This window comes from Meiothermus sp. QL-1 (genome assembly GCF_003351145.1).
GTDB lineage: Bacteria > Deinococcota > Deinococci > Deinococcales > Thermaceae > Meiothermus.
Genome location: NZ_QQSV01000001.1, coordinates 464134 through 481414 on the forward strand (window position 1 = coordinate 464134; position 17281 = coordinate 481414).

Annotated in this window: 19 protein-coding genes; 14 read left to right on the forward strand and 5 right to left on the reverse strand. The window is 67.6% G+C overall.

What is annotated here, in order from left to right:
• Positions 1 to 2 precede the first annotated feature (2 nt).
• From mtnN to cimA, 8 genes are all read left to right on the forward strand, one after another.
• A complete protein-coding gene (gene mtnN, locus DV704_RS02315; RefSeq protein WP_114797923.1) occupies positions 3 to 686 on the forward strand; it encodes a 5'-methylthioadenosine/S-adenosylhomocysteine nucleosidase in 684 nt (227 codons plus the stop codon).
• The gene (locus DV704_RS02320; protein WP_114797924.1) at positions 686 to 1042 is read left to right on the forward strand and encodes a winged helix-turn-helix domain-containing protein; all 357 of its coding nucleotides are present in this window, start codon (positions 686 to 688) and stop codon (positions 1040 to 1042) included. Before mtnN ends, DV704_RS02320 begins: the two co-directional genes overlap by 1 nt.
• A gap of 72 nt (positions 1043 to 1114) precedes the next feature.
• Positions 1115 to 2038 (forward strand): peptidylprolyl isomerase, encoded by a 924-nt coding sequence (locus DV704_RS02325; protein WP_114797925.1) that lies wholly within the window; start codon positions 1115 to 1117, stop codon positions 2036 to 2038.
• A gap of 179 nt (positions 2039 to 2217) precedes the next feature.
• Positions 2218 to 3903 carry a biosynthetic-type acetolactate synthase large subunit gene (gene ilvB / locus DV704_RS02330; protein WP_114797926.1) on the forward strand — a complete coding sequence of 562 codons (1686 nt, stop codon included), beginning with the start codon at positions 2218 to 2220 and terminating at the stop codon, positions 3901 to 3903.
• A gap of 9 nt (positions 3904 to 3912) precedes the next feature.
• Positions 3913 to 4422, forward strand: a complete 510-nt coding sequence (gene ilvN / locus DV704_RS02335) for an acetolactate synthase small subunit (protein WP_114797927.1) — start codon at positions 3913 to 3915, stop codon at positions 4420 to 4422.
• 37 nt (positions 4423 to 4459) lie between these two features.
• A complete protein-coding gene (gene ilvC / locus DV704_RS02340; protein WP_114798019.1) occupies positions 4460 to 5476 on the forward strand; it encodes a ketol-acid reductoisomerase in 1017 nt (338 codons plus the stop codon).
• A gap of 8 nt (positions 5477 to 5484) precedes the next feature.
• Positions 5485 to 7044 (forward strand): 2-isopropylmalate synthase, encoded by a 1560-nt coding sequence (locus DV704_RS02345; protein WP_114797928.1) that lies wholly within the window; start codon positions 5485 to 5487, stop codon positions 7042 to 7044.
• 13 nt (positions 7045 to 7057) lie between these two features.
• Entirely contained in the window at positions 7058 to 8641 is a 1584-nt protein-coding gene (cimA, locus tag DV704_RS02350; protein ID WP_114797929.1) for a citramalate synthase, read from the forward strand.
• On the opposite strand, the gene DV704_RS02355 is transcribed toward cimA, so the two are convergent.
• From DV704_RS02355 to DV704_RS02375, 5 genes are read right to left on the reverse strand one after another with little or no spacing between them, the layout of a single operon-like run.
• Positions 8580 to 9152: an isoprenylcysteine carboxyl methyltransferase family protein gene (locus DV704_RS02355; RefSeq protein ID WP_114797930.1), complete on the reverse strand. Its 573-nt coding sequence runs from the start codon at positions 9150 to 9152 to the stop codon at positions 8580 to 8582. The genes cimA and DV704_RS02355 overlap by 62 nt on opposite strands.
• A complete protein-coding gene (locus DV704_RS02360) occupies positions 9146 to 10174 on the reverse strand; it encodes a type III polyketide synthase (protein WP_114797931.1) in 1029 nt (342 codons plus the stop codon). Before DV704_RS02360 ends, DV704_RS02355 begins: the two co-directional genes overlap by 7 nt.
• Positions 10171 to 10953 (reverse strand): nitroreductase family protein, encoded by a 783-nt coding sequence (locus DV704_RS02365; RefSeq protein ID WP_114797932.1) that lies wholly within the window; start codon positions 10951 to 10953, stop codon positions 10171 to 10173. Before DV704_RS02365 ends, DV704_RS02360 begins: the two co-directional genes overlap by 4 nt.
• A 3-nt stretch (positions 10954 to 10956) precedes the next feature.
• Positions 10957 to 11238 carry a hypothetical protein gene (locus DV704_RS02370; RefSeq protein ID WP_114797933.1) on the reverse strand — a complete coding sequence of 94 codons (282 nt, stop codon included), beginning with the start codon at positions 11236 to 11238 and terminating at the stop codon, positions 10957 to 10959.
• A 41-nt stretch (positions 11239 to 11279) separates the two neighbouring features.
• On the reverse strand, positions 11280 to 11864 hold the full coding sequence (locus DV704_RS02375; RefSeq protein WP_233498210.1) for an ABC transporter ATP-binding protein: 585 nt from the start codon (positions 11862 to 11864) through the stop codon (positions 11280 to 11282).
• 93 nt (positions 11865 to 11957) lie between these two features.
• Between DV704_RS02375 and DV704_RS02380 the strand changes: the two genes are divergently transcribed.
• Genes DV704_RS02380 through DV704_RS02405 form a run of 6 tightly spaced genes read left to right on the forward strand, consistent with a single transcriptional unit; the run spans position 11958 to position 17278 of the window.
• The gene (locus DV704_RS02380) at positions 11958 to 12635 is read left to right on the forward strand and encodes a Crp/Fnr family transcriptional regulator (RefSeq protein WP_114797934.1); all 678 of its coding nucleotides are present in this window, start codon (positions 11958 to 11960) and stop codon (positions 12633 to 12635) included.
• Positions 12636 to 12644: 9 nt separating this feature from the next.
• On the forward strand, positions 12645 to 13382 hold the full coding sequence (locus DV704_RS02385) for a 2-phosphosulfolactate phosphatase (RefSeq protein ID WP_114797935.1): 738 nt from the start codon (positions 12645 to 12647) through the stop codon (positions 13380 to 13382).
• Positions 13383 to 13386: 4 nt separating this feature from the next.
• On the forward strand, positions 13387 to 14286 hold the full coding sequence (rocF, locus tag DV704_RS02390; protein WP_114797936.1) for an arginase: 900 nt from the start codon (positions 13387 to 13389) through the stop codon (positions 14284 to 14286).
• Positions 14287 to 14311: 25 nt separating this feature from the next.
• Positions 14312 to 15379 carry a phosphoglucomutase/phosphomannomutase family protein gene (locus DV704_RS12260; protein WP_114797937.1) on the forward strand — a complete coding sequence of 356 codons (1068 nt, stop codon included), beginning with the start codon at positions 14312 to 14314 and terminating at the stop codon, positions 15377 to 15379.
• Positions 15380 to 15388: 9 nt separating this feature from the next.
• A complete protein-coding gene (locus DV704_RS02400) occupies positions 15389 to 16105 on the forward strand; it encodes a glycosyltransferase (RefSeq protein ID WP_114797938.1) in 717 nt (238 codons plus the stop codon).
• A 9-nt stretch (positions 16106 to 16114) separates the two neighbouring features.
• Positions 16115 to 17278 carry a polysaccharide deacetylase family protein gene (locus DV704_RS02405; protein ID WP_233498211.1) on the forward strand — a complete coding sequence of 388 codons (1164 nt, stop codon included), beginning with the start codon at positions 16115 to 16117 and terminating at the stop codon, positions 17276 to 17278.
• Positions 17279 to 17281: the final 3 nt, after the last annotated feature.

Genomic DNA, 17281 nt, shown 5'->3' on the forward strand with positions numbered 1-17281 from the left:
GTATGGCTCCGGTGGCCCTTTTCGCTGCCGAAGGGGTTGAAGCCCAGGCGTTGCGCGGCGCCCTTGCTTTGGAGGAGGTGGTGGACGGGCCTTGGCCCATCCACCGGGGGGAGGTGGGCCGTTATCCTGTGGTGCTCATCGAGACCGGGGTGGGTAAGGTGGCCGCAGCGGCTGCCGTGGCCTATGCCAGGGCACGCTTCGGCCCAGCGCAGGCCTTTTGGCTGGGGGTGGCTGGCGCGCTCAACCCCGCGCTCAAGCCCCTCGATTTGGTGTTGGCCCAGGATGCGGTGCAGTACGACGTGGACATCACCGCCTTTGGCCGCTCCCCGGGGGAGCTGGCAACCGGCGAGCGCTTTATCCCTGCCGATCCGGTGCTCACCTCCCGGCTGGCGCGCACGGCCACCCTCATGGGGTTGCCGGTTTTCCTTGGACGCATTGCCAGCGGGGATCGCTTTCTGGCCGACCGTGCGCAGGCGGAGGAGGTGCGCTCGATTTTTGGGGCCGATGCGGTGGAGATGGAGGGGGCTGCGGCCTTGTGGACGGCCCGCCGGGTGGGCCTGCCCATGGCCCTCGTGCGGAGCATTACCGACCAGGCGGGGCACGACGCCCCTCCGGCCTTTGAGGCCTTCTTGCAGGGTGCGGCCGAGCGGCTCGCTGCCCTGATGCGCCGGGCGTTGGGCGAGTGATGCGTATACGGGCGAAGTTCTGGCTCGAGTCCGACCAGGGGGAGTTCCTCCTTGGCCCGGGCACCCTGCGCCTGCTTGGGGCAGTGGCCGAGAAGGGCAGCCTGAAGGCCGCGGCCCGGAGCCTGCGGCTCGGTTACCGCACGGCCTGGGCCCGGCTCAGGCGGGCAGAGGCAGGGCTGGGCTTTCCCCTGCTCCAGCGCCACTCGGGGGGCGAGGGGGGAGGGGGGAGCATCCTGACCCCTGAGGCCTGGGCTTTGCTCGAGGGCTACCAGCGCTTCCTGGAGGGGTTGGAAGAGGAGCTGGAGGCCCGCTTTTGCGCGGCCTTTGGTGGCCGGCCAGGGCAGGTGCGCCGGTGACGTGCTAGCATGGCCTCATCGCGGCCATTTCCGAGCCTGGCCTTGGAAGGGGCTGTGGGAAGGAGCGTAAGGATGCTCAGACGGGTCCTGGTTTTGCTGTGGGGGTTCTTTGGGCTGGCCCTGGCCCAGGCCGACCCCGTGGTGGCGGTGGTGGGGCATACCACCATCCGCAAAAGCCATTTTGAGATACAGTTTGGCCTTTTTGTGCGGGACTTCCTGCGCCAGCGGGGCCAGCCCTATACCCCGGAGGCCCTGGAGCTGTTTGCCCCCTACCGGGCCGAGTACCTAAAGCGCATGGTGCAGGACCGGGCGGTGATCCTGGCTGCCGAGCAGGCGGGGTTTGCTGCGCAGAAGGAGGCGGTGGAGAGGGCCATAGAGGAGGTGAAGGCCGAGTTTGCAGGGGAGGAGGTCTTCGAGCAGGCCCTGAAGGAAGCGGGGATTCCCGACCTGGAGGCCTACCGCGCCTTGGTCTACGAGGTCCTGACCTACGACGCCTACCTCGAGCACCTCTCGGCCAGGCTTCGCGTAAGCCAGCCAGCCCTCAGGCTGCTGTACCTCTTTTCTAAGCCCCAGTTCACCCTGCCCCAGCGCTACTGCGCGGCCCATATCCTACTCAAAACCGCCCAGGAGGCCCGCCAGGTCATCGCCCGGCTCAACCGGGGTGAAAAATTCGCCGACCTGGCCAAGGCCCTCTCCCAGGACCCCGGCAGCCGGGCCGAGGGGGGGAACCTGGGCTGCGAGCCGCGGGGTACCTTTGTGGCGCCCTTTGAGCTGGCCCTCCTGGCCCTCAAGCCCGGCGAGGTGTCAAAAACCCCTGTGCAGACCGAGTTTGGCTTCCACGTCATCCTATTGGTGCGCGTTCTGATGCCGGAAATTCAACCCTACGAGGAGGTCCAGAGCCTGCTGAGCCGAAGGGTCCAGGACCTCGCCTTGCAGAAGCTGCTCACCAGCCTGGCCCAGCGGACCCCCAGCCGGCTTTACCCCGAGAACCTCTGAGGGTTGACACGGTATACCAAACGGCGTAAACTCTAGCCCAAGATGCTCTCCGCACGCCTATCCCTACCTGTAGTAGGCCTAGTGATTACTGGGCCCGGGGGGGATATGGCGTAGCGCAGCCTTAGAACGCGTCCAATCGCCCCCCGCACCACCGGGGGGCAGCTTTTTGGGGAGAGACCATGAACGGAGCCAGAGCCATACTGAAAGCCTTGGAGATGCAGGGGGTGGAGCTCATCTTCGGCCATCCAGGGGGTACCATCATGCCCACCTACGATGCCCTCTACGACTCGTCCATCCGCCACGTGCTGGTGCGGCACGAGCAGGGAGGCATCCACGCCGCCACCGGCTATGCCCGGGCCTCGGGCCGGGTGGGGGTGGTCATGGCCACCTCGGGGCCGGGCGCGCTAAACCTGGTCACCGGCTTGCAGGACGCCCTGATGGACTCCACCCCGGTGGTGGCCATCACCGGCAACGTTCCCCAGCACCTCATCGGCACCGACGCTTTTCAGGAGGCCGACGTGGTGGGCATCACCCAGCCGGTGACCAAGCACAACATGCAGGTCCGCAACGTCAACGATATCCCCCGGGCCATCGCCGAGGCCTTCTACATCGCCTCCACAGGGCGGCCTGGCCCCGTGCTCCTCGACTTCCCCAAGGATGTGCAGCTCGCCGAGTTTACCGGGAGCTTCGATGTGGTGGTGGACCTGCCGGGCTACAAGCCCACCTACAAGGGCCACCCCCGCCAGATTGAACGGGCGCTGGAGGCCCTGGGCAAGGCCGAGCGTCCGGTGCTGATGGTGGGCGGCGGGGCCCAGCACGCCTCGGCCGAGATTACCGAGCTGGCCCTCAAGACCGGCCTGCCGGTGATTCCCACCCTGATGGGCCTGGGCGTCTTCCCCGGTACCCACCCCCAGTGCCTGGGGATGCCGGGCATGCACGGTTCGGTGGCGGCCAACCGGGCCATCCAGTACGCCGATACCATCCTGGCCATCGGGCTTCGTTTCGACGACCGGGTGACCGGCAAAATCTCCCGCTTTGCCCCCCATGCCCACACCGTTATCCACGTGGATATTGACCCGGCCGAGATCGGCAAGCTGGTCAAGACCTCGATCCCCGTGGTGGGGGATGCCAAGTGGGTGGCGGCCGAGCTGGTCAAGGGGGCCAAGAAGCTCAACCTAAGCAAGTGGTGGGCGCAGCTCGAGGAGTGGAAGACCAAGTACCCCTTCGCCTGGAAGCCCAAGCCCTACCTGCAAAGCCAGGAGGTAATCCAGGCCTTCTGGGAGGCCACCCGGGGCCGGGCGGTGGTGACCTCGGGGGTGGGGCAGCACCAGATGTTCGTGGCCCAGTTCTTCAAGTTCGACCGACCCCGCACCTGGATCAACTCGGGCGGGCTGGGCACCATGGGGGTGGGCCTGCCCTTCGCCATCGGAGCGGCCCTGGCCCGGCCGGACGAGCTGGTGATTGACTTCGACGGCGATGGCAGCTTCCAGATGACCCTGCAGGAGCTGGCCACCCTAAAGAAGCTCAACCTGAACGTGAAGATCGTCATCCTCAACAACGGCTTTTTGGGCATGGTGCGGCAGTGGCAGGACCTGTTCCACGGGCGGCGCTACAGCGAGGTCTATCTGGCCGACTCCAACCCCGACTTTGCCAAACTGGCCGAAGCCTACGGCATCCCCGGGCTCACCCTCACCGACAAGGCCCAGCTTCAGGACGCGGTCAAGGCGGTCCTGGCCCAGCCGGGGCCGGTCCTGCTGGACGCCCGGGTCTACCACGAGGAGGGGGTCTTCCCCATGATTCCCTCGGGTGGGGCGGCCGAGGACATGATCATCGAGAACCCCCGGGAGGCGGTGGCCGGGGATTAGGGGAGGCGTATGCGACACCTGGTATCGGTTCTGGTGCAAGACCGCCCCGGCGTGCTGCAGCGGATTGCGGGCCTGCTGGCCCGGCGGGGCTTCAACATCGAGTCGCTGGCCGTGGGGCGCACCCATCTGGAGGGGCTTTCCCGCATCTCGCTGGTGGTCTCGGGGGACGATGCGGTCCTGGAGCAGGTGGAGAAGCAGCTCAACCGCCTCATCGAGGTCATCAAGGTCACCGACCATGACGAGCCCCATGTGGAGCGGGAGCTGGCCCTGGTCAAGGTAAGCATCGCTGGGCTGGAGGAGCGCATGGAGGTCAAGGACATCGCCGAGGCTTTCCGGGCGCGCATTGTGGACGTGGCCAAGCGCTCCATCATCTTCGAGCTCACCGGCGACACCACCAAGGTCAACAACTTCATCGAGGCCCTGCGGCCCTATGGGCTGCTGGAGGTCATGCGCACGGGCGCGGTAGGGATGTCCCGCGGCGAACAGGTGCTTAGGGTACGGGAAAAGAAGGCGGTCTAGGGTGGGCTTGGCCCACCCTTTGGTTTGGGGAGTGGAGATGAAAATTTATTACGACCAGGACGCGGATATCGGCTTCATCAAGGACAAGACGGTGGCCATCTTGGGCTTCGGTTCGCAGGGCCATGCCCACGCCCTCAACCTGCGCGACTCAGGGGTGAGGGTGGTGGTGGGCCTCCGGCCTGGCAGCCGCAACGAGGAGAAGGCGCGTAGGGCAGGGCTCGAGGTCCTGCCGGTGGCCGAGGCGGTGCGGCGGGCCGATGTGGTGATGGTGTTGCTGCCCGACGAGACCCAAGGAGCGGTCTACAGGGCTGAGATTGAGCCCAACCTGAAGGAAGGGGCAGCGCTGGCCTTTGCCCACGGCTTCAACATCCACTTCGGCCAGATCAAGCCCCGGCCCGACCTGGACGTCTGGATGGTGGCTCCTAAGGGCCCCGGCCACCTGGTGCGCTCAGAGTACGAGAAGGGCTCGGGGGTACCTTCGCTGGTAGCGGTGCACCAGGACGCCTCGGGCTCGGCCTTTCCCACCGCCCTGGCCTACGCCAAGGCCAACGGCGGCACCCGCGCAGGGGTGATTGCCACCACCTTCAAGGACGAGACCGAGACCGACCTGTTTGGCGAGCAGACCGTGCTCTGCGGTGGGCTGACCCAGCTTATCGCCGCGGGCTTCGAGACCTTGGTGGAGGCCGGTTATCCCCCCGAGATGGCCTACTTCGAGTGCCTGCATGAGGTAAAGCTGATCGTGGACCTGATCTACGAGTCGGGCTTTGCCGGGATGCGCTACAGCATCTCCAACACCGCCGAGTACGGCGACTACACCCGGGGGCCCAGGGTCATCGACCGCGAGGAAACCAAGGCCCGCATGCGCGAGGTGCTGCGCCAGATTCAGCAAGGGGAGTTTGCCCGGGAGTGGATGCTGGAGAACCTGGTGGGCCAGCCCACCCTGAATGCCAACCGCAACTACTGGAAGAACCACCCCATCGAGCAGGTGGGGCCCAAGCTCAGGGCCATGATGCCCTTCCTCAAGTCGCGCATAAAGGAAGAAGTAGCCCAGTAGGAGGTCCTATGCGGCATATCCGGATCTTCGACACCACCCTGCGGGACGGGGAGCAAAGCCCAGGGGTAGCCCTTTCGCTCCAGCAAAAGTTGGAGATTGCCCACGGTCTGGCCCGGCTCAACGTGGACATCATCGAGGCGGGCTTCCCGGTGAACGGGGCCAGCGAGTTCGAGTGCGTATCCCGGATCGCCGCCGAGGTAAAGGGCCCGGTGATCTGCGCTCTGGCCCGCACCCACAAGCTCGACATCGATCGAGCGGCCGCTGCTTTGGAGAAGGCCGAGAAGAAGCGGATACACGTCTTCACCAGCGCTTCGCGGGTGCACCTGGAGTACATGCTCAGGAAGACCCCTGAGGAAATCCTGGAAATCTCCGACCAGATGGTGCGCTACGCCAGACAGTTTACCGATGATGTGGAGTTTAGCGCCCAGGACGTGATGCGGGCGGACATAGACTTCGTTTTGAAGCTCTACGAAACCGCAATCGCAGCCGGCGCCACCACCATCAACATCCCCGACACCACCGGCTACGGCACCCCCCAGGAGTACGGGGCCCTCATCCGGCGTATCCACGAGGAGGTGGTGCGGGGTCGGCCGGTGCATATCTCGGCCCACTGCCACGACGACCTGGGCCTGGCCACGGCCAATGCCCTGGCCGCAGTGGAGAACGGGGCCACGCAGATTGAGTGCACCATCAACGGCATCGGAGAGCGGGCCGGGAACACCAGCCTGGAGGAGGTGGTGATGGCCCTGTACGTGCGGCGCGACCACTACCAGGCCTATACCCAGATCAACACCCGCGAGCTCTACCGCATGAGCCGGATGGTGGAGCGCTACACCGGCATGGTGGTGCCGCCCAACAAGGCCATCGTGGGGGACAACGCTTTTGCCCACGAGTCGGGAATCCACCAGGACGGGGTGATCAAGAACAAGGAGACCTACGAGATCATGAACGCCGAGCTGGTGGGCCGTCAGCCGGCGGTGCTGGTCTTGGGCAAGCACTCCGGGCGGGCTGCGGTCAAGAAGGCCCTGGCCGACCTGGGCTACAAGCTGGACGACGCCCAGATTGGGGTCATCTTCGCCCGTTTCCGCGAGATCGTGGAGCGCAAGGGGCCCATCGAGACCGAGGAGCTTCGCGCGCTGGTCGAAAGCGAGTCGGTGCACACCCCCCAACTTTTCAAGCTCGAGCGCCTCCAGTTCTTCTCCGGCTACGGGATGCTGCCCACCGCCACGGTAAGCCTGGAGACCCCCAAGGGCGTGGTCACCACCACGGCCATCGGGGACGGGCCGGTGGATGCGGTATACAAAGCCCTGGCCGAGGCCATCGGTTTCAAGCCGGAGCTCGAGCTTTACCGAGTAGAAGCGGTCACCGGCACCACCGAGGCTCTGGGCGAGGTGACGGTGAAGCTCAAGCTGGGGGAGGTGCTGGCCACCGGCCATGGGGTCTCGCCCGATATCATCGAGGCCTCGGCCCGGGCCTACCTGGATGCGGCCAACAAGCTGGCGGCTGGCCAGGCCGCCCGGCACCCCCGCTCCATCGAGGAGGTGCAGCGCTCGGGGCCGGGCAAGTGAGGCGGGGGCGGTCATGATCGAAATCCTCGATACCACCCTGCGCGATGGCACCCAGGGCGAGGCCGTAAGCCTCTCCGTAGACGACAAAGTGGCCATTGCCAGGCGTCTGGCGGCCTTTGGTATCCCCCTCATCGAGGGGGGCTGGCCCGGTTCCAACCCTAAAGACGCCGAGTTCTTCGCCCGGATGAAGGGGGTGGACCTGGGGGGAAGCCGGCTTGTGGCCTTTGGCTCCACCCGGCGCAAGGGGATGCGTCCTGAGGACGACCCTTCGGTGACGGCCTTGCTGGAGGCGGAGACCCCAGTGGTCACGGTGGTGGCCAAAAGCTGGGACTTCCATGTGACCGAGGCGCTCGAGGTCTCCCTGGAAGAGAACCTCCGCATGATTGAGGAGACCTACCGCTATCTGGTAGGGCGGGGCCGGCGGGTGATCCACGACGCCGAGCACTTCTTCGACGGTTACAAGGCCAACCCTGCCTACGCCATGGCGACGCTGGAGGCCGCGGTGCGCGGGGGGGCCGATACGCTCTGCCTTTGCGATACCAACGGGGGAAGCCTGCCCGAAGAGGTCCACGAGATTACCCGGAGGGTACGGGAGGCCTTCCCGCAGGTGGTGATCGGCATCCATCCCCACAACGATGCGGAGCTTGCGGTGGCCAACGCCCTGGCTGCGGTGCGTGCTGGGGCCACCCATGTGCAGGGCACCATCAACGGCTACGGGGAGCGCTGCGGCAACCTGAACCTCACCAGCGCCATCCCCAACCTGATGCTGAAGTGCGGCCTGCCGCTGGTGGGGCTGGACCGGGAAAAGCTCAGGGAGCTGCGGGAGCTCTCGCACTTTGTGGATGAGCGGGCCAACCTGACCCCCAATCTGCGGGCCCCCTACGTGGGCGACGCGGCCTTTGCCCACAAAGGGGGCATCCACGTCTCGGCGGTGCTCAAGGACCCCCGCACCTATGAGCACGTGCCGCCCGAGGCGGTGGGGAACACCCGGCGCATTCTGGTCTCCGACCTCTCGGGGCGCAGCAACCTGCTGGCCAAGCTGGCCGAGGCCGGGGTAGAGGTGCCCAAGGAGATGACCGGCGTCCTTTTGAAGGAGGTCAAGCAGCTCGAGCACGCCGGCTACGCCTTTGAGGGGGCTGAGGCCAGCTTCTTCCTGCTGGCCCATCGCCTCAAGGGGGGGCAGATGCCCTTCAGCCTCGAGGGCTTCACGGTCTTCGTGCACGTGAACGACGCCGACCCCGAGACCCCCACCTGGGCCGAGGCCACGGTGCGGGTGCGGGTGGGCGAGACCTTGCAGCACACCGCCGCCGAAAGCCAGTATGGCCCGGTCTCGGCCCTGGACAAGGCCTTCCGCAAGGCCATAGAGCCCTTCTACCCCGAGATTGCCGAGATTGAGCTTTCGGACTACAAGGTGCGCATCCTCTCGGGCCAGGAGGCGGGCACCGCCTCGGGGGTGCGGGTGATGATCGAGATGCACCGGGGAAAGGAGCGCTGGAGCACGGTGGGGGCCAGCAAGAACAATCTGGAGGCCTCGCTCAAGGCCCTTGCCGACGGCTACGCTTATCCGCTGGTGAAGAACCAGCCGGTGTTTCGCTAGGGGCCTCCTCGTAGGCCCTCAGGGCTTCCTCCTCCGCGGGTATGCGCACCCGGAGGAGGAGCCAGGCGTTGGCCAGGCTGGCCAGCAGGGCGGTGGCCCAGGCGTTGAAAACAAGGGGCAGGGCGAGCAGCTCGAGCGAGACCGCCAGGTAGTTGGGGTGGCGCAGATAGCGGTAGGGCCCCTCCCGGATGCGCCGTCCCCCCGGCACCACCAGGATGCGGGTGTTCCAGTAAGGCCCCAGGGTGGCGATGGCCCAGTAGCGAAGAACCTGCGCCAGGAGGAAAAGGCCCAGCCAGAACCCCCAGATGGGGGAGGGCTGGTTGCGCGCCAGCCCCTCCAGGAGCCACCCTACCAGCCAGCCTATGTGCAGCAGGAAAAAAAGCGGGTAGTGGGCCTGCCCGTATTCCCGAGCCCCTCGGGCTTGTGCCCAGCGGTAGTTTCTCTGGGCCCATATGAGCTCCAACCCCCGCTGGAGCAGCACAAACCCCAAAGCCAGCCAGAGGCCTACCACTCGAGCACCACCCCTTCCAGGGCAAAGCCCGGGCCCAGGGCGAGCAGAAGGCCGGGGCCGCGCCGGTTTTGCCCCATCTGCCGGGCCAAAACGAACAGCACGGTGGGGCTGGACATGTTGCCGTAGGCCGCCAGCACCGCGCGGGAGACCTCCAGGCTTTCCTCATCTACCCCTAGGCTTTTGAAGGCCAGGAGTACCTTGGCCCCGCCGGGGTGCAGCGTCCAGGTGGCCACCTGCTCGACCGAGAGGCCCCATTCGGCCAGCCCCTCGGCCAGAAGGGGGCCCAGCCGGCCCTCCACCAAAGCCGGGATGCTCTGGGAAAAGCGTACTTTTAGCCCCTCTTCCACCAGGTCCCAGCCCATCACCTCGTAGCTTTCGGGGAGGAGCCGGCTGAAGCTGCCCCGCACCGCCGGGCCCTCCCCCTCGCCCAGCACTGCTGCGGCGGCCCCGTCGGCGAAGAGGCTGGTGGCCACCAGGTTGCCCTTGCTCAGGTCCCCCTTCAAAAAGGTCAGGCTGCAGAGCTCCACCGCCACCAGCAGGACCGCCTTTCCGTGCAGCCGCGCCAGCTCGGCAGCCCGGGCCAGCCCCGCTGCCCCTCCAGCACAGCCCAGGCCCCAGAGGGGTAGGCGCAGAACCCCGGCGGGCAGGCCCAGGCGCTGGACCAGGTAGGCCTCGAGGCTGGGGGTGGCAATCCCGGTGGTGGTCACCAGCACCACCGCCCCCACCCGGTGGGGCGGCACCCCAGCCTGGGCCAGGGCCTGGCGGCCGGCCTGCTCGCAGAGGGATAGGGCCACCTCGAACCACCGCTGGTTTTTCTCGACGAAGCTGCGTTCTTGCTGGAACCAATCCAACGGGGCGGAGAGGAAGCGCCGCTGGATGCCGCTGTTCTTGAAAACGGTCATCAGCCGCTCCAGCCCCTCCATAGGGGCGAAGAGGGTTCGCACCGCCGCGGCCACCTCCTCCTGGGTCACGCAGTAAGGGGGGGTGGCGGTGGTGACCGAAAGGATGCGCGGGGGCCTCATTCCTCCTCCGGCCTGGCGCAGGTTTCGCGGAATACGAACTGGGGGATGGGCCGGCGCTCATGGGACTGCCAGTCGATGCGGGGGCGCGGGGGCTCCGGGGGCAGGTAGCCCAGCCGGTAGAGGGCCATGAGCTCCAGCTCATCCGGTACCTCCAAAAGCCGCTTGATCTCGGCCCAGGCCTCAGGGATTTCCATGGGGGTGGAGATGAACTGGATGCCCATCCCCAGCTCGACCGTGGCGAGCCAGATGTTCTCGATGGCCATGCCCAGGGCCAGCAGGCTGTAGAACCCCGAAAGCTCCCCTGGGCGGTACTCGCTTTTGTCCAGCAGGGCTGCCAGCAGCAAGGGCGAGCCGGCAATCAGCTTGCGGTTGTCCTCCCCCAGAATCTCAGGCACCCGCAAAAGGCGTAGAAGGCGGGTGGCCCAGGGCTGCATCACCTGGCGGGTGAAAGGGCGCAGGGGGGCTGGGAGCTGGTCGATCAGGATGCCGTCGCGCCGGCGGGCCATCTCCTCTGGGCTGAAGCGGAAGTATTTGCGGTAGCGCTCGAAAAACTTCCCCTCGGCGATAAGCTGCCGCATGGTGCGGCCCCCGATTTCGGCGATTTTCTCCCGACGGGCGGGGTCTTCGATCAGGATGAAGCGCCAGGGCTGGGAGTTGAAGTGGCTGGGGGCCCGGCTGGCCGCCTCCATCAGGCGGTGCTGGTCCTCCTTCGAGACCGGCTTATCCAGGAAGGGGCCGTTGGTGGTCTTACGCCGGCGCAGGACTTCCCAAAACTCCACGGTTCACCCCCTCAGGGCCAGCAGGTAGCCCAGCAGGCCCAGGACCCCCAGCGTTGGGTGGAGCCAGGTGCGCGGCCGGGCCTTGGGGAAAAGGGCCAGGCAGGCCACGGTAAGCCAGAGCCAGGCCTCCCGGCTTGCGGCCAGAGCGGCCAGGGTGCCCAGAAAGACCCCCAGGTAGAGCAGGTGGTGCCAGAGGCCGAAGGGGCCCAACCCCAGCTGGGCCGCCAGGCCTACCAGCAGGTTGAGGAGGTAGAGGGCGAAGCCCAGGTGGAACCAGGGGGACATCGCCCTAAGCTTAGCCCAATCCCTTCCTGCGGGAGTGTGGTTCAGCCCAGGCGGAGCTCGGGCAGGCCGGCCACCAGGTGCTCGTCGTGGGTGGCGACCACGAGGGCGGTATCCAGCTCGCGGCTAAGGGAGAGCATCAGCTCCATGACCCGCTCGGCGTTGCGCCGGTCCAGGCTGCCGGTGGGCTCATCGGCCAGGAGGAGGCGAGGGCGGTTGTAGAGGGCTCGAGCCAGCGCCACCCGCTGGCGCTCCCCTCCGGAGAGGGCCTTGGGCCGGAGGTGGGCCCGCTCTTCCAGCCCCACCCGGGCCAGCAGCGCCATCCCCCAGGCCCGGTCCACCCGGCCGGCCAGGTACCCTGGGACCAGCACGTTTTCCAGGGCGGTGAGTTCGGGCTGCAGGTAGGCGTGCTGAAAAACCAGCCCTACGGTCCCGAGCCGCCTTCGGGCCAGCCGCTCCTCGCCCTGGCCCCGGATGCTCACTCCCTCCCAGCGCACCTCCCCCTCCTGCAAGGCTAGAAGGCCCGCCAGAAGGTGCAGCAGGGTGGTCTTGCCGCTGCCCGATGGGCCCAGCACGGTCCGCACCTGGCCTCTGTGCAGGGTAAGGTCCAGCCCACGGAAGAGCTCCACCTCACCATAGCGAAAACCGAGGCCTGTAGCTTCTAAAACCGGAGTGTTACATGCTATTGGCAAACCGTTACGCCCCCTAGTAGAGTGTACCTGATGTTGGCGGACACCCAGGTGCTGGCCAAGACCCCCCTTTTCCAGGGGGTGCCTCCCCAGGCCCTCGAGGTCGCCCGGGAAGCCTTTGTCAGCCGCAAATACCCGGCCGGCAAGAAAATCTTCGAGGCTGGGGACATGGGCGCGGCGCTCTACATCGTGCAAAGCGGGCAGGTGCGCATCTACCGCACCTACCTGGATGGCCGGGAGCGCATGTTCGCCTATCTGGGCCCAGGCGAGGTCTTCGGCGAGATGAGCCTGCTGGACGACCAGCCCCGCAGCGCCTCGGCTGAGACCACCATAGACTCGGTGCTCCTGGTGCTGTACCAGGACGCCTACTGGAGCCTGGTGCGCAGGTGGCCCGAGATTCTGCACAACCTGGCCACCATCCTGGCCCGCCGGTTGCGCGAGGCCGACCTCGAGCTGGAGGTGCTCTCCTTCGAGGAGGCCCGGGGCCGGGTGGCCTACGCCCTGACCAAGCTGCGCAAGCAGCGCTACGGCGATGGTACCCGGATGAAGCTCACCCACCAGGAGCTGGCCCAGCTTTCGGGCACCAGCCGCGAGACCGTGACCCGGGTGCTCCACGCTTTGCGGGAGGAGCAGCTCGTGCGGGTGGGCTCGGGCTACATAGAGATTCTGGACCCGGCCGGCCTGGAAGAGGTCCTCTTTGGGCTGCGCTGAGGACGCCGTATGCGCTTGCGGGTAGACTTGGTGCCCCAAGAGGGCCTCAGCTATCTGGACGTGGTGCTGGTGGTGGATGTGATCCGGGCCACCACCACCGCCGCGGCTTTTTTGGAAGCGGGGGCCCGGGCGCTCTACCTGACCCCCAGCCTCGAGAGCGCCCGAGCCTTCCGCGACAGCGATGTGGTGCTGGCCGGGGAGGAGGGAGGGCTTAGGCCGGCGGGCTTTGACTACGGCAACTCTCCCCGCGAGGCCCGCGAGGCCCCGGTGGGGGGGAAGATCGTGGTGATGAGCACCACCAACGGCACCCGCACAGCCCACCTGGCCGCCCGCAGCGCCAAGCACGTGCTTCTGGCCTCGCTCTACAACGCCCATGCCGCAGCCCGCCTGGCCCACCAGCTCGCCACTGAGGAGGTGGCCATCCTTTGCGCGGGCAAGGAGGGCCGGATCGGCCTGGATGACGTCTATACCGCTGGGGTGCTGGCCGAGTACCTGCAAATTATGGGCTCGTACGAGCTGGAGGATGGAGCCCTCATCGCCCTCACCACCCGCCGCACCTACCCCGACCCCCTGGAGCCCCTGAGCCTTTCGGCCGCGGCAGGGGCGCTGCGGCAGGTGGGCCTCGAAGCCGACGTCCCCTTCTGCGCCCAGGTGGCGGTCTCGCCCGCGGTGGGCATGCTCTCGGGCCGGGTGGGGGAGGCCCTTATCTTCGAGCGGGTGCAGCACCCGGTGGCCCCCCAGGCCTGAGCATATGAGGCCGGTCGCCATCCTAGGGGTGCCCATGGACCTCGGCCAGGGGCGGCGGGGGGTGGACATGGGGCCCAGCGCCCTGCGCTACGGCCGTTTGCAGGAGTTGCTGGAGGGGCTGGGCTACGCGGTGGAGGACTATGGCGATGTGCGGGTGCCGGTGGTGGAGAGCCTGCGCCGCCAGGGCCACGGGGCTCCTGGGGGACTGGGCTACCTCGAGGCCATCCGCCTGGCCTGCCTGGAGGTGCTGGAGGTTTTGCACCAGATGCCCGAGGAGGTCTTCCCCATCGTTTTGGGGGGCGACCACTCCATCGCCATGGGTTCGGTGGCAGGGGCCAGCCGGGGGGAGCGGGTGGGGGTCATCTGGGTGGATGCCCACGCCGACTTCAATACCCCCGAGACCAGCCCCAGCGGCAACATCCACGGGATGCCGCTGGCCCACCTGTGCGGCCTGGGCGACCCGCGCCTGGTTCATCTGGGGGGGCCCGGGCCCAGGGTGCGCCCGGAGGATGTGGTGCTCATCGGTGTTCGCAGCCTGGACGCGGGGGAGGTGGGCCTGCTGCGCGAGCGGGGGGTGACGGTCTACACCATGAAGGAGATCGACATGATGGGCATCCCGGCCATCGCCGAGGCGGTGGCCCAGCGAATGCGGGGCTTCCGCCGGGTGCACCTCTCGCTGGACGCCGATGTGCTGGACCCGGAGATCGCCCCCGGGGTGGGCACGCCGGTGGCGGGGGGCCTGACCTACCGCGAGGCCCACCTGCTGATGGAGCTTTTCTACGACGCGGGCATGGTCACCAGCCTCGACCTGGTCGAGGTCAACCCTATCCTGGACGTGGCCAACCGCACCGCGCGGATGATGGTGGAGCTGGCAGGGAGCCTTTTGGGAAAGAGGATTTACTAGCCGGGCCCGGTATAGTGGGGCAGGTATGACCGATATTCGCCTCACCGAGGAAGGTTGGCAGGCTGTAATCGCCGACGGTTTTACCTTCGAAAACGTGGCCCGGCTGGCCCGGGCCTATGCGGTTTACTTGCTGGGGCGCGGGGGCCAGAGGGCGGTGGTGGGCTACGACACCCGCTTCCTGAGCGCCCGTTTTGCCCAGCGGGTGGCCGAGGTGCTGGTGGGCTGTGGCCTCGAGGTGCACCTGGCCAAAGGCTACCTGCCCACCCCAGCCCTGGCCTTCGCCCTGCGGCATCTGGGGGCCGACGGGGGTGTGATGGTGACGGGAGGTGCCCGACCGGCGGAGTACGCCGGCCTGGTTTTCCTGGACCGGGACGGGGGGGGGCTGGCCGCGGAGGCGCGGGCCCTCCTGGAGGACCGGTTGGGCCAGCCTGCCCCCGAGGGCCAGGGCCGGCTCCAGGTGCTGGATGTGCGCAAGGCCTACTACCAGGCGCTTTTGGCCCCGCTCGACCTGGAAGCGCTCCGGGCCTATTCGGGGGTGGTCTACCACGAGACGATGGGGGGGGCCACCGCCGGCTGGTTCTCGGGCTTGGTTAAGGAAGCGGGGCTGGGGCTGGAGCTGCGGGAGCTGCACGCGGTGCCCGATGCCCTTTTCTACGGCGTGGTCCCGAGCCCTGAGCCCCAGAACCTCTTCACCCTTACTGCCCTCCTCAAGGTTGAGCAGGAGCCCACCTTGGCCCTGATCCACGACGGCGATGGTAGCCGGCTTGGGGTGGGGCTGGCCGGCGGGCGGCTCCTCTCGGCGGAGGAGGTGGCGGCTTTGCTGGTCTTCCACCTCTACCACAAGGGCCGGCGGGGCAAGGTGGTCTGGCCGAAGGAGGGGGGTCTGGTCGAAGGGGTAGCCCGGAGGCTGGGGCTGGAGGTGGTGCGGGCAGGGCCGTGCCAGGAAGGGGTGCTGCTTGGGGGCGATGGCACCGGCCGCCTCTACTTCGGCCACCCCCAGAGCGACGGCCTGCAGGCGGGGGTGTTGCTCCTGGAGCTCTTGGCCCGCCGTGGCCAGGGCCTGGGGGCGCTCCTGGCCGGCCTGGTAGAATGAGGCCCGGCGATGAAGCCCAGCATTAGCGTGGTGGTGCCGGCCCGCAACGAGGAGGAGTACATCGGGCCCTGCCTGGAGTCCATCCTGCAGCAAGAACCCCGGCCCGATGAGGTCATCGTGGTGGACAACGGCTCCACCGACCGCACCGCCGAGATTGCCCGGCGTTTGGGGGTGCGGGTGGTCTACCAGCCCAATCCAGGCCTCCACATCGCGCGCCAGACCGGGCTCGAGGCCGCCCAGGGCGAGGTGGTGGCGGCCACCGACGCCGACTGCCGGGTGGAGCCGGGCTGGGTGGCGGCCATCCAGGAGGCCTTTTGCGACCCTGAGGTGGTGGAGGCCTACGGCCCCCTGGAGTTTTACGATGGGCCCCTTTTCGACCGGCTCCTCTCCCGCTATGGCTACCCCTTGTTCCTGGCCCTCATGGACCGGCTGGGCCAGCCCAACGCCGCCGGGGGCAACCACGCGGTGCGGCGGCAGGTGGCCCTGGAGGTGGGGGGCTACGACGTGCCCTTTGGCGAGGATTTGCGCCTGATGCAGAAGCTCAGGCAAAAAGGCCGCATCGTCTACACCCCCAAGGCCCGGGTGCTCACCTCGGGGCGGCGCCTGAAGCGGGGGCGATGGAAGATGTACGGCGTGCACCTCAAGAACATCTGGGCCCGCCTGCGGGGGCTGCCGCAGGACTACGGCCCGGACTACTATGCCGACCGGGAGCGGCCCGGGCGCTAGGGGGTGGCGGTGGAGCTGCTGGCGCTTTTGCTCGCCGCCTACCTGGCCGCCGACCTGCTCTACCGCTGGATGGGGGTGGGGGCCATTGCCTGGGGCCACCGGGGCCGCCCCCAGGTGGCCCTCACCTTCGACGACGGGCCCGGCCCCCACACCGAGGCCATTCTGGCCCGCTTGCGGGAGCATGGGGTGAAGGCCACCTTCTTCGTGCTGGGGGTACAGGCGCGGAAGTACCCCCATCTCCTGGAAAGGCTCCGGGCTGAAGGGCACCAGGTCGAGTCGCACGGGGAGGTGCACCGCCCGGCCTTCTGGCTTCTACCCTGGCAGGAGGCCCGGCAGATCCGGGCAGTCCCGGGCCGCTACTACCGTCCGCCCCATGGCATCCACACCCCCTGGACCCGCCTCCTGGCAGGGTGGGCCGGCAAGCGGGTGGCCCTGTGGGACCTGGAGTCGCGCGACTGGACCCGGGAAGACCCCAAGGCCCTAGCTGAGCGGGTTGTTTTCTGGTGCCGGCCAGGCTCTATCATCCTCTTGCACGACAACGAACGCTTCCCGGCTACTTTGGCCATCCTGGACGAGATTCTTCCGCGCCTCAAGGCCCTGGGCTACCAGATGGTGCGCCTGGACGAGCTGGAAGCCCGGCCCCTTTCCTGGCGCGAGGGGCTGATGCGGGCCAGCCAGGGCAGCCACGAGCGTTATTTCATCAAGAACAGGGTGATGCGGCTTGGCCTGGGGCCCTTCGACTACCTGGCGGTAAGCCCTTGCGCCTTCCCAGGGCCCAGCCAGCCCGGGCTGCGCAAGGGAGAGCCCAGCCTCGAGGTGCACCTCGACTCGGTGCGCACCCCGGCCATGACCCAGGTGCAGCTTTTGCGCCAGGGGCGGCGGGGCTTTACCCTGCTGGCCGAGTACCTGAAGCAGCACCCCGAGATCCGGGGGGTCTGGGGCATCTCCCAGGCCGCTACGGGCCTCAGGGTCTTTGGCTTCCGCCTGGCGCCGGTTACCCTGTGGCAGCGCCTGGTCTACGGTGCGGCCAGCACCTGGTTTTTGTGGCTTTACAGGGGTGAGGCCCCCAAGCGCGGGGTGCCCATCGCCCAGCTCGGCTACAGCCCCCGCGAAGAGTTCCTGGCGCGCTGGGATAAGTCCCCAGCGGAGGCTGAAGGTAGCTTATCCCCCTAGGAA